Genomic DNA, 21169 nt, shown 5'->3' with positions numbered 1-21169 from the left:
CCCTTCTGGTGAACGTTGCTTGGTTAAGTAAACAGTTCCTGGCCGTGCGCTTCGACGTAAGCGGCAAGGCCGAGAGTGTGGTCGCGGGCGCGCTTTTCGGCGAGCTCGGTGTCGCGTGCCTCCAGCGCTTCGATCATGCCGAGATGCTCGGGCAGCGAGGTCGCGGTGCGGTCCTTGCGTCCGATGGTCAGCTGGCGATAGCCGCGCACGTGCAGGAGGAGATCGTTGGTGAGATCGACCAGCACCGGCGATTCCGACAGTGAGATCAGTGCCTGATGGAAGGCGATATTGGCGCGCGAATATTCCTCGACGTGATCCTCGGGCAGACGGTCCTTGCCGAAGTCCTTGAAGTAGTCGCGTAGCGCCGTGATGTCCTTTTTGCGCGCGGTGGTCGTGATGAGGCGCGCGGCCATGCTCTCCAGCGCCGCCCAGGCGCGGATCATGTCGACGATCTCGCTCTTGGTCCTGCGCACCACCATGATGCCGCGGCGCGGCACCGTCTTCACGAAGCCGTCCTGCTCGAGCATCGCGATCGCTTCGCGGATCGGGGTGCGGCTGACACCCAGGCGCTCGGACAGCGCGCGCTCGTCGAGCATCACCGGCTCGGGCGTCGAATAGATGTCCATCCTGAGGATGGCTTCCTTCAAGGCGTCATACGCCTTGTTCTTGAAGCTGCTCTCCGGGGCAATACGAACGATTGCGATATCTGCCTCGGCCATGTTCGGCAACGCCTTGGTTGGTTTCCGCAGTGACACGACGAATCTCCTCCAGTGGGAGTCGTCTTTTACAGGATTATTAACGGGAAAGTTTTTGGCATACCACATGCCAGAATGTCAAGCTGGCTATTTTTTGCGGCGTTCTAAGCGATGCCGCAGCTTGACAAGTTGGCTTCTGGCATACCAAATGCCATCGCCAGCCATTTTTGATCCACGGCGGCGGAGTAATCTGGCGCTTATGCCGCTCCGTTCCGCGGAATGGAGCAGAGCGCGGCGAATGGCAAGCATCACGGGCAGCCGCAAAACCACGCGCGCGCTTTGAAAAGAACGAACTGAGGTCAAGGGAGAAGCCACATGTCCAATTCCAAAGAAGCCGTCCGCAAGGTGCTTGACCAGGTCAAGGCGGACAACCGCACCAGCCTGACGGCCCCGGAAGGCAAGCTGGTCTGCGACGCCTATGGCATTCCGGTGCCGAAGGAGGGCGTGGCGAAGTCGGCGGGCGAGGCCGGCAAGATGGCCTCGTCGATGGGCTTCCCGGTCGTGATGAAGATCGTCTCGCCGGACATTCTCCACAAGACCGAAGCCGGCGGCGTCATCGTCGGCCTCAAGACCGCCGAAGATGCCGAAAAGGCTTACGAGACCATTCTCGGCAACGCCAGGAAGTACAAGGCCGATGCCAAGATCGACGGCGTCCAGGTGCAGCAGATGCTGGCCGGCGGCACCGAGGTCATCGTCGGCTCGATCACCGACGGTTCGTTCGGCAAGCTGGTCGCCTTCGGCCTCGGCGGCGTGCTGGTCGAAGTCCTCAAGGACATCACCTTCCGCCTCGCGCCCGCGACCAAGGAAGACGCGCTCTCGATGCTCGACGGCATCCAGGCGCATGAGATCCTGAAGGGCGTGCGCGGCGGCGAGCCGGTGAACCGCAGCGCCCTCGCCGATGTCATCGTCAAGGTCTCGCAGCTCGTCACCGATTTCCCTGAAATCGTCGAGCTCGACCTCAACCCGGTATTCGCGACGGCGAAGGGCGCGACCGCCGCCGACGTGCGCATCGTCGTCGACTTCGCCTATGTGCCGAAGCCGAAGCCGCGCCCGACCGAAGAGATCGTTGCCGCCATGAGCCGCATCATGCAGCCGAAGGCGGTCGCCGTGGTCGGTGCCTCCGCCGAAGACGGCAAGATCGGCAACTCCGTGATGAAGAACCTCATCAACGGCGGCTACAAGGGCGACATCTATCCGATCCATCCCAAGGCCACCGAGATCCTCGGCTACAAGGCCTATAAGAGCGTCAAGGACGTGCCGGGTGTGATCGACACGGCGGTGTTCGCGATCCCCGCGAAGTTCGTCGCTGCCGCGCTCACCGAATGCGGCGAGAAGAAAATCCCGGGCGCGGTGCTGATTCCGTCGGGCTTTGCGGAGGCCGGCGCGCCGGAGCTGCAGGCCGAGATCGTCGAGGTCGGCAAGAAGTACGACATCCGCCTGATGGGGCCGAACATCTACGGCTTCTATTATACGCCGGCCAATCTCTGCGCGACCTTCTGCACGGCTTACGACGTCAAGGGCCACGCGGCGCTGTCGTCGCAGTCGGGCGGCATCGGCATGGCCATCATCGGCTTCTCGCGCTCGGCCAAGATGGGCGTCTCGGCCATCGTCGGCCTCGGCAACAAATCCGACATCGACGAGGACGATCTGCTCGCCTTCTTCGAGCAGGACCCGAACACCAATTTGATCGCGCAGCACTGCGAAGACCTCAAGGACGGCCGCGCCTTTGCGGAAGCCGCCAAGCGCGTCTCCAAGAAGAAGCCGGTCGTCGTGCTCAAGGCCGGCCGCACCTCGGCCGGCGCCAAGGCGGCCTCGTCGCACACCGGCGCGCTCGCCGGTAACGACAAGATCTACGAGGACGTCCTGGCGCAGTCCGGCGTGATCCGCGCTCGTTCGCTGCGGCAACTGCTCGAATTCGCCCGCGGCGTGCCGGTGCTGCCGACGCCGAAGGGCGAGAACGTGCTGATCATCACTGGTGCGGGTGGCTCCGGCGTGCTGCTGTCGGACTCCTGCGTCGACAACGGCCTGTCGCTGATGTCGATGCCGGCGGATCTGGACGCGGCCTTCCGCAAGTTCATCCCGCCGTTCGGGGCTGCTGGAAATCCTGTGGATATCACCGGCGGCGAGCCTCCGATCACCTACGTCAACACGGTGAAGCTCGGCCTGTCCGACGAGCGCATCCACTCGCTGATCCTCGGCTACTGGCACACCATCGTCACGCCGCCGATGGTGTTCGCCCGCAACATGGTCGAGGTGAAGAAGGAGATGGAGGCGAAAGGCTTCGTGAAGCCGATCGTCGCCTCGCTCGCCGGCGACGTCGAGGTCGAGGAAGCCGCCGAATATCTCTACCAGAACGGCATTCCGGCCTACGCCTACTCGACCGAACTTCCGGTCGAGGTCCTCGGTGCCAAGTATAAGTGGGCGCGCGGGGCAGGGCTGCTCTGAGCGTTATCTCTCCTGTCATCCCGGGGCGATGCGACGGGACCGCGCAAGCGCGGCCCGGAGCGTCGAACCCGGGATCTCGAGATTCCGGGTCTGGTACGCCAGGCCCGCGCTGCGCGCAGTCCCGGCGCACCATCCCGGAATGACGGATGCATAAGCGGCAGGTCGCGATGAGCAAGAACGTGATCCGGCGCAAATCGCTCGAGCCTCGATCGGCATCGGAGGCCGATAACGACACGCGCGACGGCGGCGTGCAGTCCGTCGATCGCGCGCTGTCGATCCTGGAAACGCTGGCCGAGGACGACGAAGGCTATCGCCTCAGCGATCTCGCGGTGCGCACCGGCCTGTCGGCCTCCACCGTGCATCGCCTGCTCGCGACGCTGGAAAGCCGCCGCTTCGTGCAGTTCGACCGCACGCAATCAAAATGGCATGTCGGCTCGCGCGCCTTCACGGTGGGCGCGAGCTTTGCGCGGCGTCGCAATTTCTCCACACAGGCAATTCCCTACTTGCGCAAGCTGCGCGATCTCACCCGCGAGACCGCCAATCTCGCCGTGGTCGACGACGAGTTCATCATCGTGCTGACCCGCATGGAAAGCCGCGAGATCATGCGTTCGCTGACCCAGGTCGGCGGCCGCGTTCCCATGGTGACGTCGGGCGTCGGCAAGGCCGTGCTCGCAACCTATTCCGATGAGGACGTAGGCGCCGTCATCCGCCATCACGGCATGCCCCGGTTGACCGAGAAATCCATCGTGCGGCCGAGCGACCTGTTCAAGGAGCTCGAAAAAATCCGCAAGCAGGGTTTTGCGCTCGACGATGAAGAGGCCTGCATGGGGCTGCGCTGTATTGCCGCAGTGGTCTACAACGACTGTGCCGAGCCGCTCGCGGCGATTTCCGTCTCGGGCATGACCAGCCGCCTGACCGACGACAGGCTGCCGGAAATCGGCCAAATCGTGCGCGACGTCGCCGGCGAGCTGACGGTCGCGCTCGGCGGGGTGATGCCGGCGCCGCGCTAACTGGGGAACCCGGGCACTGTCGCTGGACAGCATCGGCCGTTTTGGCTGATATGCGACCAAACGACACAATGCGGCAAACGTCCGCATGAGCCTGGAGAGCGTCCTCATGTTTCAATTTTCCGCGCGCCTTGCCGGCGCAGCCGTCGCGCTGACCCTTGCGGCAGCGGCGCCGTCCTTTGCCCAGCAGCTCGAGCTCAAGCTGATGGCGCCGGCGGCCCCGGGCGGGGGCTGGGACCAGACCGCGCGCTCCATGCAGCAGGCGCTGGTGGCCGCGGGCGTCGCGCGTAGCGTGCAGGTCACCAACGTTCCCGGCGCCGGCGGCAGCGTCGGCATCGCGCAATTCGTCAACGGCGCCAAGGGTGACGGCAACCAGTTGATGGTCAACGGCTTCGTCATGGTGGGCGCGCTCGCCATGAACAAGTCGCCGGTCACGCTCGAGCAGGTGACGCCGATCGCGCGCCTCACCGAGGAAATCCAGGTGATCGTGGTTCCCGCGAATTCGCCGATCAAGACCGCGCAGGATCTGGCCGCTGCGGTGAAGGCCGATATCGCCAAGGTGACTTTCGCCGGCGGCTCGGCCGGCGGCGTCGACCATGTGATGGCGGCGTTGTTCGCCGGCGCGGTCGGTGCCGACGCCAAGAAGATCAACTACATCCCGTTCTCCGGCGGCGGCGAGTCGCTCGCTGCGATCCTCGGCGGCAAGGTCACCGCGGGCATCTCGGGCCTCAGCGAATATGAAGGGCAGATCAAGTCCGGCAAGCTGCGCGCGCTCGGCGTGACCTCGGAGAAGCGCATCCCGGGCAGCGACATCCCGACCTTCAAGGAGCAGGGCGTCGACCTCGTGATCGCCAACTGGCGGTCGGTGGTGGCGCCTCCCGGCATTACGCCGGAGCAGCGCAAGACCTTGAGCGATGCGGTCGAGAAGATGGTGAAGTCGGACGCCTGGAAGGAGATCCTCAAGCAGAAGGGCTGGGAAGACGCCTATCTCGGCGGTGACGCCTTCGCCGACTTCCTGAAGAAGGAAACCGTGCGGGTCACCGACGTGCTGAAATCGGTCGGCCTGGTCAAGTCATGACCTCGGGCGATCCGGCCCAGCCGCCGCGGCGCGTCGATCGCGCCGGCATCGTCATCGCTGCACTGCTCGCAGGCCTCGCCGCGGTGCTGGTCTTCGACGCGCGCGGCCTGTCATCCACCGCGATGTACGGCATAGGGCCGGAGGCGATGCCGGTCGTGGTCGCCAGCGGTCTTGCGCTGCTCGCGATCGGCAATTTCGTCGATGCGCTGCGCGGCAATTTGCCGGCGCGCGAGAGCGCCGATCCCGTGCCCGTGGTTCTGATCCTCATCGGACTTGCGCTGCTGATCGCCATCATCGGCTTTGGCGGCGGCTTTATCCTGGCGACGTCGGCGCTGTTCGTGACGACATCGGCCGCCTTCGGCCGCCGTGCCATCCTAGTGGATTCCATCATCGCCCTCGTGATGTCGACCCTCATCTATCTCGCGTTCGACCGGCTGCTCACGCTCAGCCTTCCGACCGGCCCGCTGGAGCGACTGCTGTGATGGACACCTTTGCCGCGTTGGCCCACGGCATGGCGGTCGCCGTCCAGCCGATGAATCTGCTTTACGCGCTGATCGGCGTGTTCCTCGGCACCGCCGTGGGCGTGCTGCCCGGCATCGGCCCGGCGTTGACGGTCGCGCTGCTGCTGCCCGTCACCTACAAGCTCGACCCCGGCGGTTCGCTGATCATGTTCGCCGGCATCTATTATGGCGGCATGTATGGCGGCTCCACCACCGCGATCCTGATCAACACGCCCGGCGAGAGCGCCTCGATGGCCACCGCGCTCGAAGGCAACAAGATGGCCAAGGCCGGCCGCGGCGGGCCGGCGCTTGCGACATCCGCGATCGGCTCCTTTGTCGCCGGAACCATCGCCACCATCGGCTTGGCTTTCCTCGCGCCCTGGCTGGTCGATTTCGCTGTGCGCTTTGGCCCGGAGGACTATTTCGCGCTGATGTGCGTCGCCTTCGTCACGGTGTCGGCGACCTTCGGGGATTCTCCGGTCCGCGGCCTGACCAGCCTGTTCATCGGCCTGACGCTGGGCCTCGTCGGCATCGACAAGCTGACCGGTCAGGCGCGGCTTGCGTTCGGCGTTCCTGAACTGCTCGACGGCGTCGAGGTGACGACGCTTGCGGTCGGCCTGTTCGCGGTGGGCGAGGCGCTCTATGTCGCGTCGCGCCGCCACCACAGCGAGGAAAAGCTCGAGCCAGTGCGCGGCTCGCTGTGGATGACCAGGGAAGACTGGAAGCGGTCGTGGAAGCCGTGGCTGCGCGGCACCATGTTCGGGTTTCCGATCGGTGCGCTGCCGGCGGGCGGCGCGGAGATCCCGACCTTCCTGTCCTATTCGACCGAGAAGCGGCTGACGAAACACCCCGAAGAGTTCGGCAAGGGAGCGATCGAAGGTGTCGCCGGACCGGAAGCCGCCAACAACGCCTCCGCCGCCGGCACGCTGGTGCCGCTGCTGACGCTGGGACTGCCGACCTCGGCGACGGCCGCGATGATGCTGGCGGGCTTCCAACAATACGGCCTCAACCCGGGACCGCTGCTGTTTGCCGAGCGGCCCGACCTCGTCTGGGGTCTGATCGCCAGCCTGTTCATCGCCAATTGCATGCTGCTGGTGCTGAACCTGCCGCTGGTCGGCCTCTGGGTGCGGCTGCTCGCGATCCCGCAGCCGTGGCTCTATGCCGGCATCCTCGTCTTCGCGACGATGGGCACCATCGCCGCAAAGCCGTCAGTGGTCGAGTTGTCCATGCTGGCCGGCTTCGGCGTGCTCGGCTTCCTGATGCGCCGGTTCGATTTTCCAATCGCGCCCGTCGTCGTCGGCCTGATCCTCGGCCCGATCGCCGAGAGCCAGTTGCGCCGCGCGCTCGCGATCAGCCTCGGCGATCCCATGACGCTGCTGCAGAGCCCGATCTCGGCGACGCTGCTGGCGCTGGCACTGATCGCGCTGCTGGCGCCCTTCGTGTTGAAGGGGCTGGGCCGGTTCAAAGCGACCGAAGATTAGTCATCCCGGCGCACGCGTCTTTTGATGCTGCGCCATCCGTAGGGACATGCCATGCCGTCAGAACTTCGCTCGCCCCGTCTCGCCGTCCTGATCGATGCGGACAATGCGTCGGCGAAAATCGCGGACGGATTGTTCGAGGAGATCGCCAAGATCGGCGAGGCCAGCGTTCGCCGCATCTACGGCGACTTCTCCAATGCGCGGTCCAAGGGGTGGGCCGACATTCTGTCCAAACACGCCATCATCCCGCAGCAGCAATTCGCCTACACGACCGGAAAGAATGCATCAGACATTACGCTAGTCATCGACGCCATGGACCTGCTTCACAGCGGCCGGTTCGACGGCTTCTGCCTGGTGTCATCCGACAGCGACTTTACCCGTCTGGCCGCCCGCATCCGGGAGCAGGGAATCGATGTCTTTGGCTTTGGCGAGCAGAAGACGCCCGAAAGCTTCCGGCAGGCCTGTCGCAGATTCGTCTACACGGAGAACCTGCTTGCCGGCACTGCGACCACCCAGGACGCATCCTCAAGATCAGCGCCGCTGCAGCCGCCCGATGCCGCCACGCCCATCATCAAGAAGGTCATCACCCAGATGGAGAGCGAGGACGGCTGGGTCGCGCTCGGTGAAGTCGGACGGCAGCTTGCCAATCTGGCTTCCGATTTCGATCCGAGGACCTACGGCTTCCGCAAGCTGAGCGACCTCGTGCGGAAGACGAATTCGTTCGAGATCGATGAGCCGAAGGGCCGGTCGATGCGGATTCGGGTCAAGCCCATTGCTGCACCGCCGGCAAGAACGCGGAACCCGCGCCGGCCTGCCAGGTCGGGGGCAGGCGGCGCGGCGCCTAAGGCGTAAGCAGGGCGTGCCGTCATATTTGCACTTGCCCGGTTTGGTGCAGGGCGTAACCATCGCTGGGCCGTAACGCCGCGCGAGGGTCCCAATGACCAAACTCACCCGCTTCACCGTCGCCCCGCTGCATGCGATGACCCGGCGCCTGGCCGATGTCGCTTCCGCGCGCCTCGCGCCAGATCTGGTCATTACCGGCGCGCGGGTGCTCTCGACCTATTCGGAACGCATTCATCCCGGTCGGGAGGTCTGGATCACCGGCGGGCGCATCGCGGCAGTGAAGCCACCAGGCGCGGCGAAGAAAGTCTGGCCCAACGTGCCGCTCTACGACGCCGCCGGCGGCATCATCGCGCCGGGCCTGGTCGATCCGCACATCCACATCGAATCCTCGATGGTGACGGCCTGCGCCTATGCCGAGGCCGCGCTGCTCAACGGCACCACCGCGATCTTCTGCGACAGCCACGAGATCGGCAATGTCATGGACGTCGCCGGCGTCGAGGCCATGCTGGAAGACGCACGCGAGGCGCCGCTCTCGATCTTCTTGACGGTGCCGAGCACGGTGCCGGCGACGTCGGCTGAGCTGGAAACCGCCGGCGGCGATCTCACGCCGGACAAGATCGCCGGCCTGTTCGACCGCTGGCCGGAGGCTGTGGCGCTCGGCGAGAAGATGGATTTCGTGCCCGTCACGATGGGCGACGAGCGCAGCCATGCCATCCTCGCGGCCGCCTTGAAGCGGGGACGTCCGGTGTCCGGCCACGTCTACGGCCGCGAATTCGTTGCGGCCTATGCGGCGAGCGGCGTCACCGACACCCATGAAGCGATCGAGCGCGACATCGCCGACGACCTGCTCGATGCCGGCGTCTGGGTATTCCTGCGCGGCGGCCCGCCGACGACGCCGTGGCACTCGCTGCCGCAGGCGATCCGCACCATCACCGAGCTCGGGGCCTCGCACAAGCGCACGGCGGTGTGCACCGACGACCGCGACGCCGACGATCTCCTGATGTTCGGTCTCGACTGGGTGGTGCGCGAAGCCGTGAAGGCCGGGATGTCGCCGGAGCAGGCCTGGTCGATGGGCTCGCTGCATGGCGCCACGCGCTTCGGCATGGATGGCGACATCGGTGGCCTCGGCGGCGGCCGCCGAGCCGATCTCGTGCTGATGGACGACCAGCTCAAGCCGCAATGCACCTGGTATGGCGGCGAGCTCGTGGTCGAGAACGGCAAGATCACTGGGCTGCTCGATCAGGCGCTGTCGCAGCGCTATCAATATCCAAAGGCGGCCTATACGACCGTGAAGCTGCCGGAGAAGGTCAAGCTGACTCCGGATCTGCCGGCGAAGGCCTGCACCGTCAATGCGATCAAGACGGCGCTGCCGGGCATCACGCTGATCCATGAGAAGGTCGCGATCGAGCCAGCAAAGGACTGGCCGTCGCTGTTCACGCGCTACGGTCTGTGTTTCGTCACCGTCGTCGAGCGCCACGGTAAATCCGCCGGCAATGTTGCCCATGGCCTGCTCAAGGATTTTGGTCTGAAGCGCGGCGCAGTCGCCTCCAGCGTCGGGCACGACAGCCACAACATCATTGTCGCCGGCACCAACGAGCCCGATATGCAAGTCGCGATCGCTGCCATCAAGGACCAGCAGGGCGGCGTCTGCGTGGTCGCCGATGGCAAGGTAAGGGCGCTGGTTCCGCTACCGATCGCGGGGCTTCTCTCGGACAAGCGCGTCACGGAGGTGGCCGAAGAGGTCAAGATGCTCAAGAAGGAATGGGCCGAGGCCGGCTGCACCATCCCCTACATGGGCTTCAATTTGATTCCCCTATCGGTCATTCCGGAAATTCGCATCACCGACAAGGGCCTCGTACTGGTGCCGCAGATGGAACTGGCGCCGCTGTTCGAGTGAAGCGGCTTTCACGCAGCTCTCGATCTAACCGTTTGAGACCACCACGATTTTTCTACGGCTGCCGCATCGTGGAAAATAAAATCGATCTCGTTGAGATCGGCCTCTGCGCACCCGATGATCTCGCTCGCTGACGCAACTTGAGCGAGGTCCGATATGGCGAAGATGCGAGCTATCGATGCTGCCGTGCGAATTCTGGAGAAGGAAGGCATCTCCACCGCCTTCGGCGTTCCCGGGGCCGCGATCAATCCGCTTTACTCGGCGCTGAAGAAGCGCGGCTCGATCCGGCACATCCTGGCGCGCCATGTCGAGGGCGCCTCGCATATGGCCGAGGGCTATACGCGGGCGAAGGCCGGCAATATCGGCGTCTGCATCGGAACCTCGGGGCCGGCCGGCACCGACATGATCACCGGGCTCTATTCGGCGATCGCCGATTCCATTCCGATCCTCTGCATCACCGGGCAGGCGCCGCGGGCACGGCTCTACAAGGAAGATTTTCAGGCTGTCGACATCGAGTCGATCGCAAAGCCCGTGACGAAATGGGCCGTCACCGTACGCGAGCCGGCGCTGGTGCCGCGCGTGTTCAGCCAGGCGTTTCACGTGATGCGCTCGGGCCGGCCGGGGCCGGTGCTGATCGACATGCCACTCGACGTGCAGCTGGCCGAGATCGAGTTCGACGATGAGACCTATGAGCCGCTGCCGGTCTACAAGCCCACCGCGACGCGCAAGCAGGTCGAGAAGGCGCTGGAGATGCTCAACGCCGCCGAACGGCCGCTGATCGTTGCGGGCGGCGGCATCATCAATGCCGATGCTTCCGACCTCCTGGTCGAATTCGCCGAGATTGCCAACGTGCCTGTTGTCCCGACGCTGATGGGGTGGGGCGCGATCCCCGACGATCACGTGCTGATGGCGGGCATGGTCGGCCTTCAGACCAGCCACCGCTACGGCAACGCCACCATGCTCGAATCCGACTTCGTGCTCGGCATCGGCAACCGCTGGGCCAACCGCCACACCGGCTCGGTCGAGACCTACACCAAGGGCCGCACCTTCGTGCATGTCGACATCGAGCCGACCCAGATCGGGCGCGTGTTCAATCCCGATCTCGGCATCGTCTCGGATGCCAAGGCTGCGCTCGAGCTGTTCGTCACCGTCGCCAGGGAGTGGCGCCGGTCAGGCAGGCTCCGCGAGCGCCAGGCGTGGCCCGCGGCCTGCCGCGATCGCAAGAAGACGATGCTGCGCAAGAGCCATTTCGACAACGTCCCGATCAAGCCGCAGCGCGTCTATGAGGAGATGACCAAGGCCTTTGGTCGCGACACCTGCTACGTCACCGTGATCGGCCTGTCGCAGATCGCCGGCGCGCAGTTCCTCGGCGTCTACAAGCCGCGCAACTGGATCAATGCCGGGCAGGCGGGTCCGCTCGGCTGGACGCTGCCCGCCGCGCTCGGCGTGCGTGCGGCGTGCCCGGATCGCGACATCGTCGCGCTCTCCGGCGACTACGACTTCCAGTTCCTGATCGAGGAGCTCGCGGTCGGGGCGCAGTTCAATCTGCCCTACATCCACGTCGTCGTGAACAATTCCTATCTCGGCTTGATCCGCCAGGCCCAGCGCGGCTTCGAGATGGACTATCACGTCCAGCTCTCCTTCGAGAACATCAACGCGCCCGAGATCGGCGTCTACGGCGTCGACCACGTCGCGGTCGCCGAAGGCCTCGGCTGCAAGGCGATCCGCGTCACCGATCCGAAGGACGCGCAGGCTGCATTCGCGACCGCGCGCGAATTGATGGCCAAGCACCGCGTGCCCGTGGTGGTCGAGTTCATCCTCGAACGCGTCACCAACATCGCGATGGGCACCGAGATCGACAACATCGTCGAGTTCGAGGAGGTGCTGGACCTGCCGCTCGACGAGGTCGAGCGGGCGCGCCCGGGCGTGCTGCAGCCGGCGGAATAGGGGAGAGCATCATGCCGAAATTTGCCGCCAACCTCACCATGCTCTTCAACGAGATGCCGTTCCTCGACCGCTTCGCAGCGGCGAAGGCGGCGGGCTTTTCCGGGGTCGAGTATCTCTTCCCCTATGATTTCGACAAGGCGCAGCTGCGCGAGCAGCTGGAAGCCCACGGCCTGACCCAGGTGCTGCACAATCTGCCGGCCGGAAACTGGGCCGGGGGCGAGCGCGGCATTGCGATCCTGCCCGATCGCACTGCTGAATTCCGCGACGGCGTGTTTCGCGCCATCGACTATGCCAAGGCGCTCGATTGCGAGCAGCTCAACTGCCTCGTGGGTATTGCACCTGCCGATGCAGATCCGCGCGAACTCAACGAGACGCTGGTGGGAAATTTGCGCTTTGCCGCCTCCACGCTGGCACGTGAGAACATCAAGCTGCTGGTCGAGCCGATCAACACGCTCGACATTCCCGGCTTCTTCCTCAACGGCACCGAGCAGGCGATACAGCTGATCTCCGAGGTGCGGTCGAGCAATCTGTTCGTCCAGTACGACATCTATCACATGCAGATCATGGAGGGCGATCTGGCCCGCACCATGCAGGAATATCTGCCGCAGATCGCCCACATCCAGCTCGCCGACAATCCGGGTCGCCACGAGCCCGGCACCGGCGAGATCAACTATCCCTTCCTGTTCCGCCATCTCGACGCAATCGGCTATCGCGGCTGGGTCGGCTGCGAATACAAGCCGCGCACCACGACGCTCGAGGGTCTGTCCTGGCACGCCGCGCAGACCTTCGAGACCTGAGAATGCACCCACAGCGACGGTGCGCTCCCTCTCCCGCTTGCGGGGGAGGGCTGGGGTGGGGGTATCTCCGCGAAAAGATTCGATCGAGATGCGCTGAAAGACCCCAAGCGGATAGAGCCCCCACCCGGCGCTATGCGCCGACTTCCCCGCAAGCGGGAGAGGTGCACCGAGCTTGTGGATCGACCTGGCCTAAATCTGGAGGAATGAGACATGATCGACATCGGCTTCATCGGACTTGGCACCATGGGACGGCCGATGGCCGGCCATCTCCTGGCCGCGGGCCATCGTGTTCTCCTGCATGACGTTGCGCCGGTCGCGCCGGAGCTGATCGCGGCGGGCGGAGTTGCCTGCAAGTCGAGCAAGCAGGTCGCCGAGGAGGCCGATGCGGTCATCATCATGGTCCCGGACACGCCGCATGTCGAAGCGGTGCTGTTCGGCAAGGATGGTGTTGCGAGCGGCATCTCGAAGGGCAAGATCGTCGTCGACATGAGCTCGATCTCGCCGCTGGCAACGAAGGAGTTTGCAAAGAAGATCGAGGCACTCGGGGCGGACTATCTCGACGCGCCGGTGTCGGGCGGGGAGGTCGGGGCGAAAGCGGCGAGCCTCACCATCATGGTCGGCGGACCGGAGCGGGCGTTCAACACCATGAAGCCGGTGTTCGACAAGATGGGCAAGAACGTCACCCGCGTCGGCGCCAATGGCGACGGGCAGACGACGAAGGTCGCCAACCAGATCATCGTCGCGCTGACGATCGAAGCGGTGAGCGAGGCGCTGTTGTTCGCATCGAAAGCCGGGGCCGATCCGGCGCTGGTGCGGCAGGCGCTGATGGGCGGCTTTGCCTCCTCGCGCATCCTCGAAGTGCATGGCGAGCGCATGGTGAAGCGTAATTTCGCTCCCGGCTTCCGCATCGAGCTACATCAGAAGGATCTCAATCTCGCACTCGAAGGCGCGCGCACGCTCGGCCTGTCGTTGCCGAGCACGGCAGTGGCGCAGCAATTGTTCTCGGCCTGCACCGCGCATGGCGGCAAGGGCTGGGATCATTCCGCGATGGTGCGGGCACTGGAACTGATGGCAGGCCACGAGATCGCGGCAGCCTGAACTGTTACGCGGTAACAGTCTCCAGTTTTTGAGGCGTCTTCGCTTCGGGGGAACCGGAACAATGCTCCGGCCCCGCGGTTGAAGGCGCAGGACAATCACTGGAGACAAAGCAACATGAAAACCCGTCTTGCGATTACGTTGGCTGCAGCGTCGCTGCTGGCGTCGAGCGCAGCCTTTGCCCAGTCGACGACCGAACAAGGCGCCAGGGACGGCGCGCGTGCGGGCGGCGATATTGGCGGACCGATCGGCGCGATGGTCGGCGGCACCGTTGGTGCGGCCGTGGGCGCGGGCCTGGAAATTCCGAATGCGGTGCTGGGCGGAATTCCTCGCAGCGATTCCGTCGTGGTCGAGGAGCGCGTCGTGGTAGGCGAGCCGCTGCCGCCGACCGTGGTGCTCCGCCCCGTACCGAACTACACCGAGTATCGCTATGCGGTCGTGAACGATCGCCGCGTGATCGTCGAGCCGCGCACGCGTCGGGTGGTCAAGATCATCGACTGATCCAAGCCGACCACAGGTGTGGAGAGAAAAGGGCCCTGCGGAGTTCTACTCCGCAGGGCCTTCGCTTGCTGCAGAGGGGCTTGCGCGAAAGCGTGTCACAACCCAATCGGTGATCGCCGCGAGCGCAAAGCCGAGGCAGGCCGTGAGCGCGTCGACCAGAAAGTCCTCCAGCCGGGCGTGGCGTCCGGGTGCCCAAAATTGCATCAGCTCGAGCACGCCAATCAGAACGACCGCGGCTCCTGCGCCCGGCAGGCGCCGCCGCGGATAGGCGAGGCCGAAGGCCAGTCCCACCAGGATGAAGGCGAGCGCATGTTCGCCGTCCTGGCCGAGGTCGGAATGGGGTCGCAGGCCGGGGGGACCGAGGGTGGCGAAAGTAACGGCGGCCGCGAGCAGCCAGGCAAATGAACGGATCAAAATGGACATCCGGTTCGCTTAGCACAGATTGGCAGCGGACCGGTACAGTCCGTCCATCAGATCGCTGTGTAGTTAATGACAAAATGTTAGCGCACGCCGAGCCCGTGCATGAAGCGCTCCCGGATTTGTACGGGATCGCGCCTTGTGGTGCCGACGCCGGGCTTGTCGTCGATGCGGACGGCGATCAGGCTCGGCGCGGCGGCGGACATCGCCGCATCGACCAGGCGCTCGAAATCCTCCTCGTCTGCGGCCCAGGTGCTGTTGGAAAGGCCGGAGCCTGTGGCGATGGCAACGATGTCCGCGACGCTCGCCGCTGGCGTCGGCTGCGCGCCGGTAATTTGGTAGATGCCGTTGTCCATCACGATCATGATGAGGTTCTTCGGCTTCAACGTCGCGATCGTCGAGAGCGCGCCGAGCTGCATCAACAGCGAGCCATCGCCTTCGAGCGCGAAGACGCGTCGGTCAGGCTGCGCCAGCGCCACGCCGAGCGCGATCGGGAAGGCGAGGCCCATGCTGCCCAGCATGTAGAAATTCTGCGGGCGATGCCCGGCGGCCCAGAGGTCGAAATTGGTGTTGCCGATGCCGCCGATCACGGCTTCCTCGTGCTTGAGCTTTCCGATCAGGCGCGAGGTCACATCGAACCGGTTCATCACTTTGGTGTTGCCAATGTTCATGGTGGCGCTCACTTGTCGAAAACCTTGCCGCCGGTGAGCAGCGGGTTGAGGATCAGGGCCACCGGCGCCTGCGTGGTGACGGCCTGCTTGATCGAGCGGTCGGTGATGAATTCGAGCTCGTCGAGCCGGGTGATGGTGTGGTGCTCCAGCGCCAGCGAATCCAGCACCGGGCGCATGGTGCGGCAGACCAGCGACTGCCCGTAATTGAACTCGCCGAGCGTGCCGCGCTCGGACACGAACATGATCAGCGGGATCTGGTAGGGCACTGCGAGCGAGGCAAGCACGTTGGCGAGCGTGGCAAAGCCGGAGGTCTGCATCAGGACTGCGCCGCGCCGCCCACCCATCCAGGCGCCTGAGACGATGCCGACGGCTTCCTCCTCGCGGGCAGTGGCGAAGGTGGTGAAGAAGGGATCGGCGTGCAGGCTCTTGATCAGCGGCGTCAGCACCCGGTCGGGCACGTAAGGGATGAGGCTGATATCGTTCCGCTTCAGGGTTTGCAGGACGATGCCGTGCCAGCTCCCGTCGCTGGACGCCTGTCCCGCCTGAGTCTGCTGTTCCGCAATCGCCATTGCGTTCTCCCTTGGCGTATTTTCTTGGGCGCGCATGCTTCTTGGTTCTGGCCGTCGCGCGACCGGCCGAACTTGACGGAGCGGGCGGGATTGTCAACATGTCCGGGCCGGCACCGTGATCTGCGCTGGACGGCCTGTCGTGGTCGGCACCGCCATGTCATAAGCGGGCGACAACGAGAAAACGGGAGGGGGCACGGACGGGCGCGCATCGCGCCGACCTTGCGGATCTCCCTGGAGAGCCGGAAGGGTCCTGATGTCCGTCAACAGCAAGCGCGTCTTCTACTCCAATTATTTGGCCAATCCGATCTATGTCGACATCCTGAAGGCGCGGCCTGACGTCCGGCTCGATCGCATCGAGAACGGCAGCCCCGAAGATGTCTACGCGCCGATCCTGAATGCGGCGCACGTTTACCAGATCGGCGCCGCCCGGGACGAACTCGCCCCGCATTTCCATGTCGATGCCACCTTTTTGAAGCGGACGCCGAACCTGCTGCTGGTCTCCAGCAATGGCGCGGGCTTCGACCCTGTCGATGTCGAGGCCTGCACGGATGCGGGCGTGCTGGTCGTCAACCAGTCCGGCGGCAATGCCCATTCCGTCGCCGAGCACGCGCTGGCGATGATGCTGACCTTGTCCAAACGTATCATCCAGTCCGATCGCCGCCTGCGCCGCGAGCGCGACGTCAACCGCAACGATCTGGTCGGCAATGAGGTCGAGCACAAGACCGTCGGCATCATCGGCCTCGGCAATGTCGGCCGCCGCATTGCCGCGCTGTGCAAGGGCCTGCTCGGCATGAAGGTGCTGGCATATGACCCCTATCTCTCGGCCGGGGTGATGGCCGAGCGGGGCGGCGAGAAGGTCGAGCTCGACGAGCTCCTGCGCCGCGCCGATTTCGTCTCGATCTCCTGCCCGCTAAACAAGGGCAGCCGCAACATGATCAGCGTGCGCGAGTTCGGGCTGATGCAGCCGCATGCGTATTTCATCACCACGGCGCGCGGCTTCATCCATGACGAGGATGCGCTGCTCCAGGCGCTGCGCGACAAGCGCATCGCCGGTGCCGGCCTCGACGTCTGGTCCAAGGAGCCGCCGCCGCCGGAGCATCCGCTGCTCCAGTTCGACAACGTGCTGGCAAGCCCCCATACCGCGGGAGTGACGATCGAGGCGCGCCAGAACATGGGCCGGATCGCCGCCGAGCAGGTGCTGGACACGCTCGACGGCAAGCGCCCGCCGCGTATGATCAATCCCGAGGTCTGGCCGCATTATGCGGAGCGCTTCAAGCAGGCGTTCGGGGTGACGCCGGGATAGGGCGCGAAGGGTCAGCGCACTCCGATCATTGGTTACCACGATAGAAAGGCAAAGCGCCGCATCTTATCGATCGGGTAAGTGAACGTGTATCACTTGTCCTGTAGTTGAAAGTCCATGAGCATATTCTCGATTGCGACATCCGGACTTTCCGCGGCGAGTTTGCGCGTGAACGTCGCCGCGAGCAACATCGCCAATGTTCAAACGACCGGCCCGCTGCCGGCGTCGGGCGGGTCGAGCCCGTCGGCCGTTACAGGCAGTCCGGGCATTGCTCCGACGTTTCCTGCGGCTTACGTGCCATTGCGCGTCGATCAGGTCGACCAATCGAGCGGCTCGACGCCGAGCGGCACGATCGCGAAGGTGTCGACGGTATCGCCGAGCTATACCGCGCAATCCGACCCAAGCGCTTCCTTCGCAAACCAGGATGGGCTGGTCGCAGCGCCGAATGTCGATATCGCCAACGAATTCGTTCAACTGGCGGCCGCCAAGTACAGCTTCATTGCCAATGCGAAAGTCATTCAGGCTTACGCGGAAACGACAGAGTCGCTCCTCGATATAACCACATAAGGGCGGACTGCCGTCTGGATGGGCGGCGGGAACCTTGCCGGACTTGATCCGCGTCAAAATCTCCTTCCCCGGTGCGGCTTAAATGGGATTAGAGTGCGGCCGGGGCAGCAGGGAGGTCCCATGTCAACCTATGTCGTCAAGTTCATGAAGGATGTGCTCGGCGAGTACGGCCGGCAGAGCGAGATTTGCCAGGGTACGCTGGAAATCGACGCCTCCGACGAGGACGAGGCCAGGGAGCGGGCGAAGGCCAGGTTCTGCAAGGACCAGGCCCTGCATCACTGGTCGCTGCATGCCGACCGCATCCATGTGCGAGCGGCCGACTTTCCGTCCTGAGGTTTACCGGCCCGGCGCCATGACGGGCGGGGGCGCCGTGGTCCCCGCGCCGAGCGATCGCTGCACCATGACAGTGTCGGACCAGCGGCCGTGGCGATAGGCCACGCCGCAAAGCAGGCCGGCGCGCGCGAAGCCGAACTTCTCGTGCAGCGCCAGCGAAGGCGCGTTGTCGGCGTCGATATAGCCGATCATCTGGCGGAAGCCGGCAGCCGCACAAGCATCGATCAATTCCTGCAGCAGCAGCCGTCCGACCCCGCGGCCGAGCTGCTCGTGGTGGACGTAGATCGAATGCTTGGCCGTGTAGCGATAGGCCGGGCGCTTGCGGAACAACACTGCATAGGCATAGCCGACCACCTCGCCGCGAAACGTTGCGACCAGATGCGGCAGGCGAGTCTGCTTGAGGTTCTTGCGCCGGTCGCGCAGATCGTCCGGCTCGGGCGCGCCGGTTCCCTCGATATCGCGCGCCACGCCGTTGCGGACGTGATGGCGGTAGATCGCCAGCATCGCCTCGACATCGCTGTCGCGTGACGGCCTGACCAGGACGGCTTCGTCGCTCGCGCGCGCAGCTGTTTCGTTCATTCGCACCTACTCGGCAACGACGTAAGTATAGAGCCCGATGCGCCCCTGGGCATCGATCTCCTTGTAGACGCCCTGGATCTCGACGTCGAAGCCCGGAAATGTGTTGAAGCAGGTTTCGAACATCTTGAGATAATCCACCATGGGCTTGGCCCGTTCCGTCAGCCGCTCCCCGGGCACGATGGTAGCGATGCCCGGCGGATAGACCACGAAGGGCGTGGTCGCGATGCGGCCCGCGATGGCCTCGATCGGCAGGTAGTCGACATCGTTCTTGAACAGATAGCGCGCGGCATCGCGAGGCGACATCGCGATCTCAGGCATGTGCTCGGGCATGAACTGCCGGGCCTGAAGCGCGCTGACATCGGCGGTGCGGAAGAAGCGGTGCATCTCACCGCAGAGATCGCGTAAGCGCACGCCGGCATAGCGCGCCTGCCGCCGCTGGTAGAACTCCGGAATGACGTCGGACAGCAGCGCATTGTCATCGTGCAGCTTCTTGAAGGCGACGAGGCCGGAGATCAGCGTGCCGGCCTTGCTCGCCTCGACGCCGGGGGTGAGCAGGAAGAGCAGGGAGTTGAGGTCGTTCTTCTCGGGGACGATGCGGTTCTCGCGCAGATATTGCGCCACGACGGGGGCGGGGATGCCGTGCTCGGCATAGGCACCGGAGCGGTCGAAGCCGGGGGTGAGCAGCGTCAGCTTGTTCGGATCGGTCATGGCAAAGCCTTCGGCCATGCCGGGGAAGCCGTGCCAGTTGGTGTCGGGCGAGAGCTGCCACAGCGCTGCGTTGGTGGCGAGCTCATCGGTGGAGAGGGTTTCCCAAGCGACGTTGTGCGCGGCGCCGGGGCGGCCGACATCGGGAATGGCGACACGATCGGGAACGAAGGGCTCGAAGAACCAGCGCCGATCGGCGTTCTGCTCCTTCTCCTCGAACTCCCTGCGCATCGCGCGGATCTTCTTGCGCAGCTCGATGCCGAGGCGGATCGTGTCGTCCCACAGCACTTCGCCGGAGCGGCCCTTCATCATCTGGGCGCCGACGTCGAGCGAGGCGAACAGCGGATAGAAGGGCGAGGTGGAGGCGTGCTGCATGAAGCTTTCGTTGAAGCGGCGGTGCTCGACGCGCCGCTTCTGGCCGCGGATGTGGCGATCCTTGATGTGGATCTGTGAGGCCTGCGAGAAGCTGGCAAGCTGCTTGTGGGTCGATTGCGTCGCGATGATGCCCGGTGCCTCGGGCGGAAGGTTCGCCAGCCCCATGGCGAAGCGGCCGGCATAGAGCGGGTGGAATTTCATGAAGCCGGCCCAGGCTTCGTCGAACAGGATGTACTCGCAGAGATGGCCGATGCGCTTCAGGATCATCTCGGCGCTGTGGATCGTCCCATCATAGGTGCACTGTTCGACGACGGCGACGCGGAACGGCCGCTCCTTGCGCCAGGCCTCCTTGTCCGTGACCAGCGGGTGATTGCGGATCGCCTCGCGCAAGGTTTTCTCGTCCAGCACGTCCCAGCGCATCGGACCGATCAGGCCCCAGGCGTTGCGGATGGTCGGCACGTAAACCGGGACGCCGCCGTTGATCATCAGGGCGCCGTGATGGGCGGCCTTGTGGTTGTTGCGGTCGAACAGCACGAGGTCGCCGTCGGTGACGAGGGCGCCGAGTGCGACCTTGTTCGAGGTCGAGGTGCCGTTGAGCACGAAATAGGTCTTCTCCGCGCCAAAAATCTGGGCGGCTTCCTTCTGCGCCTTCAGCGCCGGCCCTTCATGGGTGAGGAGGTCGCCGAGATCGAGCACGGAATTGTCGAGGTCGTCGCGGAACACGGATTCGCCCAGATGCTCGACGAAGACCCGGCCGATCGGGCTGCGGTTGTAGAATACGCCGCCATTGTGCCCCGGGCAGGTCCAGAGCTGGTTGCCTTCCTCGGCATAGTCGACCAGGGCGCCGAAGAACGGCGTTTTCAGCGTCTCGGCATATTGTTTGAGCCGGCTGATCAGATTCTTGGCGATGAAGGTCGGCGTCTCCTCGGACAGGAAGACGTAGCCGTCGATGAAATCGAGCACCTCGACCGGCAGGTCCTCGAAGCGCTTGCGCCGGATCAGGAGGATGATCGGGAAATCGAGGCCGCGGCGGCGCATCAGGTTGATCAGCGCCGAGGTCTTGCCCTCCAGGCCCTTCTTGCCCCAGTCCACCACCATGCAGCCGATCGCGGCATCGGTCTGCACCGCCATCTCGGCATCTTCTAGCTTGCGCGCCCGGACCACCTCGAAGCCGGAGCGCTGGATCTCCTCGATGATCTGGTTGAAGCGGACGCCTTCGAGATCGTCGGCGTCGAACACTGGTGCGGCGAACAGGAAGTTGAAGCGCTTGAAATAATCCATGGTCTGTCCCGAATGTGCAGGAGATACAGCTC

At 64.7% G+C, this 21169-nt stretch carries 20 protein-coding genes; 14 read left to right on the top strand and 6 right to left on the bottom strand.

Features of this window, described 5'->3' with window-relative positions:
* Positions 1-23: 23 nt before the first annotated feature.
* Complete coding sequence (locus RAD10_RS21410) at positions 24-719, bottom strand: GntR family transcriptional regulator (protein ID WP_161966556.1); 696 nt, start codon at positions 717-719, stop codon at positions 24-26.
* A 351-nt stretch (positions 720-1070) separates the two neighbouring features.
* Here RAD10_RS21410 and RAD10_RS21405 point away from each other — a divergent pair, with 351 nt between their 5' ends.
* From RAD10_RS21405 to RAD10_RS21355, 11 genes are all read left to right on the top strand, one after another.
* Complete coding sequence (locus tag RAD10_RS21405; protein ID WP_461619142.1) at positions 1071-3200, top strand: acetate--CoA ligase family protein; 2130 nt, start codon at positions 1071-1073, stop codon at positions 3198-3200.
* A gap of 167 nt (positions 3201-3367) precedes the next feature.
* The gene (locus RAD10_RS21400) at positions 3368-4210 is read left to right on the top strand and encodes an IclR family transcriptional regulator (RefSeq protein ID WP_165637147.1); all 843 of its coding nucleotides are present in this window, start codon (positions 3368-3370) and stop codon (positions 4208-4210) included.
* A gap of 106 nt (positions 4211-4316) precedes the next feature.
* Entirely contained in the window at positions 4317-5285 is a 969-nt protein-coding gene (locus RAD10_RS21395; protein WP_461619141.1) for a Bug family tripartite tricarboxylate transporter substrate binding protein, read from the top strand.
* A complete protein-coding gene (locus tag RAD10_RS21390; protein ID WP_461619140.1) occupies positions 5282-5767 on the top strand; it encodes a tripartite tricarboxylate transporter TctB family protein in 486 nt (161 codons plus the stop codon). Before RAD10_RS21395 ends, RAD10_RS21390 begins: the two co-directional genes overlap by 4 nt.
* A complete protein-coding gene (locus tag RAD10_RS21385; protein ID WP_183238291.1) occupies positions 5767-7266 on the top strand; it encodes a tripartite tricarboxylate transporter permease in 1500 nt (499 codons plus the stop codon). The genes RAD10_RS21390 and RAD10_RS21385 overlap by 1 nt, the downstream gene beginning before the upstream one ends.
* 51 nt (positions 7267-7317) lie before the next feature.
* Positions 7318-8115 carry an NYN domain-containing protein gene (locus tag RAD10_RS21380; protein WP_018315871.1) on the top strand — a complete coding sequence of 266 codons (798 nt, stop codon included), beginning with the start codon at positions 7318-7320 and terminating at the stop codon, positions 8113-8115.
* Positions 8116-8200: 85 nt separating this feature from the next.
* Positions 8201-10003, top strand: a complete 1803-nt coding sequence (locus tag RAD10_RS21375) for an adenine deaminase (protein ID WP_461619139.1) — start codon at positions 8201-8203, stop codon at positions 10001-10003.
* A gap of 153 nt (positions 10004-10156) precedes the next feature.
* Positions 10157-11947 (top strand): glyoxylate carboligase, encoded by a 1791-nt coding sequence (gcl, locus tag RAD10_RS21370; protein WP_461619138.1) that lies wholly within the window; start codon positions 10157-10159, stop codon positions 11945-11947.
* A gap of 11 nt (positions 11948-11958) precedes the next feature.
* Entirely contained in the window at positions 11959-12744 is a 786-nt protein-coding gene (gene hyi, locus RAD10_RS21365) for a hydroxypyruvate isomerase (protein ID WP_461619137.1), read from the top strand.
* Between the two features lie 210 nt (positions 12745-12954).
* A complete protein-coding gene (locus tag RAD10_RS21360) occupies positions 12955-13842 on the top strand; it encodes a 2-hydroxy-3-oxopropionate reductase (protein WP_461619136.1) in 888 nt (295 codons plus the stop codon).
* Positions 13843-13956: 114 nt separating this feature from the next.
* Complete coding sequence (locus RAD10_RS21355; RefSeq protein ID WP_018315876.1) at positions 13957-14340, top strand: DUF1236 domain-containing protein; 384 nt, start codon at positions 13957-13959, stop codon at positions 14338-14340.
* A 45-nt stretch (positions 14341-14385) separates the two neighbouring features.
* Here RAD10_RS21355 and RAD10_RS21350 read toward each other — a convergent pair whose 3' ends face one another.
* From RAD10_RS21350 to RAD10_RS21340, 3 genes are all read right to left on the bottom strand, one after another.
* Positions 14386-14763 (bottom strand): VanZ family protein, encoded by a 378-nt coding sequence (locus tag RAD10_RS21350; RefSeq protein WP_461619135.1) that lies wholly within the window; start codon positions 14761-14763, stop codon positions 14386-14388.
* 77 nt (positions 14764-14840) lie between these two features.
* The gene (locus RAD10_RS21345) at positions 14841-15428 is read right to left on the bottom strand and encodes a thiamine pyrophosphate-dependent enzyme (protein ID WP_461619134.1); all 588 of its coding nucleotides are present in this window, start codon (positions 15426-15428) and stop codon (positions 14841-14843) included.
* Positions 15429-15436: 8 nt separating this feature from the next.
* Positions 15437-15997 carry a thiamine pyrophosphate-binding protein gene (locus tag RAD10_RS21340; RefSeq protein WP_461619133.1) on the bottom strand — a complete coding sequence of 187 codons (561 nt, stop codon included), beginning with the start codon at positions 15995-15997 and terminating at the stop codon, positions 15437-15439.
* A gap of 253 nt (positions 15998-16250) precedes the next feature.
* Here RAD10_RS21340 and RAD10_RS21335 point away from each other — a divergent pair, with 253 nt between their 5' ends.
* The 3 genes from RAD10_RS21335 (at position 16251) to RAD10_RS21325 (ending at position 18197) form a co-directional block, all read left to right on the top strand.
* On the top strand, positions 16251-17300 hold the full coding sequence (locus tag RAD10_RS21335; protein WP_461619132.1) for a hydroxyacid dehydrogenase: 1050 nt from the start codon (positions 16251-16253) through the stop codon (positions 17298-17300).
* Between the two features lie 114 nt (positions 17301-17414).
* Positions 17415-17864 (top strand): flagellar basal body rod protein FlgC, encoded by a 450-nt coding sequence (locus RAD10_RS21330; protein ID WP_461619131.1) that lies wholly within the window; start codon positions 17415-17417, stop codon positions 17862-17864.
* A 120-nt stretch (positions 17865-17984) separates the two neighbouring features.
* Positions 17985-18197, top strand: a complete 213-nt coding sequence (locus RAD10_RS21325; protein ID WP_018315882.1) for a hypothetical protein — start codon at positions 17985-17987, stop codon at positions 18195-18197.
* A gap of 3 nt (positions 18198-18200) precedes the next feature.
* On the opposite strand, the gene RAD10_RS21320 is transcribed toward RAD10_RS21325, so the two are convergent.
* Positions 18201-18776, bottom strand: a complete 576-nt coding sequence (locus tag RAD10_RS21320; protein WP_461619130.1) for a GNAT family N-acetyltransferase — start codon at positions 18774-18776, stop codon at positions 18201-18203.
* A gap of 6 nt (positions 18777-18782) precedes the next feature.
* Entirely contained in the window at positions 18783-21137 is a 2355-nt protein-coding gene (locus RAD10_RS21315; RefSeq protein WP_461619129.1) for an Orn/Lys/Arg family decarboxylase, read from the bottom strand.
* Positions 21138-21169: the final 32 nt, after the last annotated feature.

Source organism: Bradyrhizobium sp. 23AC, assembly GCF_054863025.1.
The sequence above is the reverse complement of the archived record's forward strand: the minus strand, read 5'-3'. Positions and strand labels throughout refer to the sequence as shown.

What these genes read in the sequence shown, in the direction of transcription:
- RAD10_RS21410 (WP_161966556.1), bottom strand. Translation starts at nt 719, where the DNA reads ATGGCCGAGGCAGATATCGCAATCGTTCGTATTGCCCCGGAGAGCAGC.
- RAD10_RS21405 (WP_461619142.1), top strand. Translation starts at nt 1,071, where the DNA reads ATGTCCAATTCCAAAGAAGCCGTCCGCAAGGTGCTTGACCAGGTCAAG.
- RAD10_RS21400 (WP_165637147.1), top strand. Translation starts at nt 3,368, where the DNA reads ATGAGCAAGAACGTGATCCGGCGCAAATCGCTCGAGCCTCGATCGGCA.
- RAD10_RS21395 (WP_461619141.1), top strand. Translation starts at nt 4,317, where the DNA reads ATGTTTCAATTTTCCGCGCGCCTTGCCGGCGCAGCCGTCGCGCTGACC.
- RAD10_RS21390 (WP_461619140.1), top strand. Translation starts at nt 5,282, where the DNA reads ATGACCTCGGGCGATCCGGCCCAGCCGCCGCGGCGCGTCGATCGCGCC.
- RAD10_RS21385 (WP_183238291.1), top strand. Translation starts at nt 5,767, where the DNA reads ATGGACACCTTTGCCGCGTTGGCCCACGGCATGGCGGTCGCCGTCCAG.
- RAD10_RS21380 (WP_018315871.1), top strand. Translation starts at nt 7,318, where the DNA reads ATGCCGTCAGAACTTCGCTCGCCCCGTCTCGCCGTCCTGATCGATGCG.
- RAD10_RS21375 (WP_461619139.1), top strand. Translation starts at nt 8,201, where the DNA reads ATGACCAAACTCACCCGCTTCACCGTCGCCCCGCTGCATGCGATGACC.
- gcl (WP_461619138.1), top strand. Translation starts at nt 10,157, where the DNA reads ATGGCGAAGATGCGAGCTATCGATGCTGCCGTGCGAATTCTGGAGAAG.
- hyi (WP_461619137.1), top strand. Translation starts at nt 11,959, where the DNA reads ATGCCGAAATTTGCCGCCAACCTCACCATGCTCTTCAACGAGATGCCG.
- RAD10_RS21360 (WP_461619136.1), top strand. Translation starts at nt 12,955, where the DNA reads ATGATCGACATCGGCTTCATCGGACTTGGCACCATGGGACGGCCGATG.
- RAD10_RS21355 (WP_018315876.1), top strand. Translation starts at nt 13,957, where the DNA reads ATGAAAACCCGTCTTGCGATTACGTTGGCTGCAGCGTCGCTGCTGGCG.
- RAD10_RS21350 (WP_461619135.1), bottom strand. Translation starts at nt 14,763, where the DNA reads ATGTCCATTTTGATCCGTTCATTTGCCTGGCTGCTCGCGGCCGCCGTT.
- RAD10_RS21345 (WP_461619134.1), bottom strand. Translation starts at nt 15,428, where the DNA reads ATGAACATTGGCAACACCAAAGTGATGAACCGGTTCGATGTGACCTCG.
- RAD10_RS21340 (WP_461619133.1), bottom strand. Translation starts at nt 15,997, where the DNA reads ATGGCGATTGCGGAACAGCAGACTCAGGCGGGACAGGCGTCCAGCGAC.
- RAD10_RS21335 (WP_461619132.1), top strand. Translation starts at nt 16,251, where the DNA reads ATGTCCGTCAACAGCAAGCGCGTCTTCTACTCCAATTATTTGGCCAAT.
- RAD10_RS21330 (WP_461619131.1), top strand. Translation starts at nt 17,415, where the DNA reads ATGAGCATATTCTCGATTGCGACATCCGGACTTTCCGCGGCGAGTTTG.
- RAD10_RS21325 (WP_018315882.1), top strand. Translation starts at nt 17,985, where the DNA reads ATGTCAACCTATGTCGTCAAGTTCATGAAGGATGTGCTCGGCGAGTAC.
- RAD10_RS21320 (WP_461619130.1), bottom strand. Translation starts at nt 18,776, where the DNA reads ATGAACGAAACAGCTGCGCGCGCGAGCGACGAAGCCGTCCTGGTCAGG.
- RAD10_RS21315 (WP_461619129.1), bottom strand. Translation starts at nt 21,137, where the DNA reads ATGGATTATTTCAAGCGCTTCAACTTCCTGTTCGCCGCACCAGTGTTC.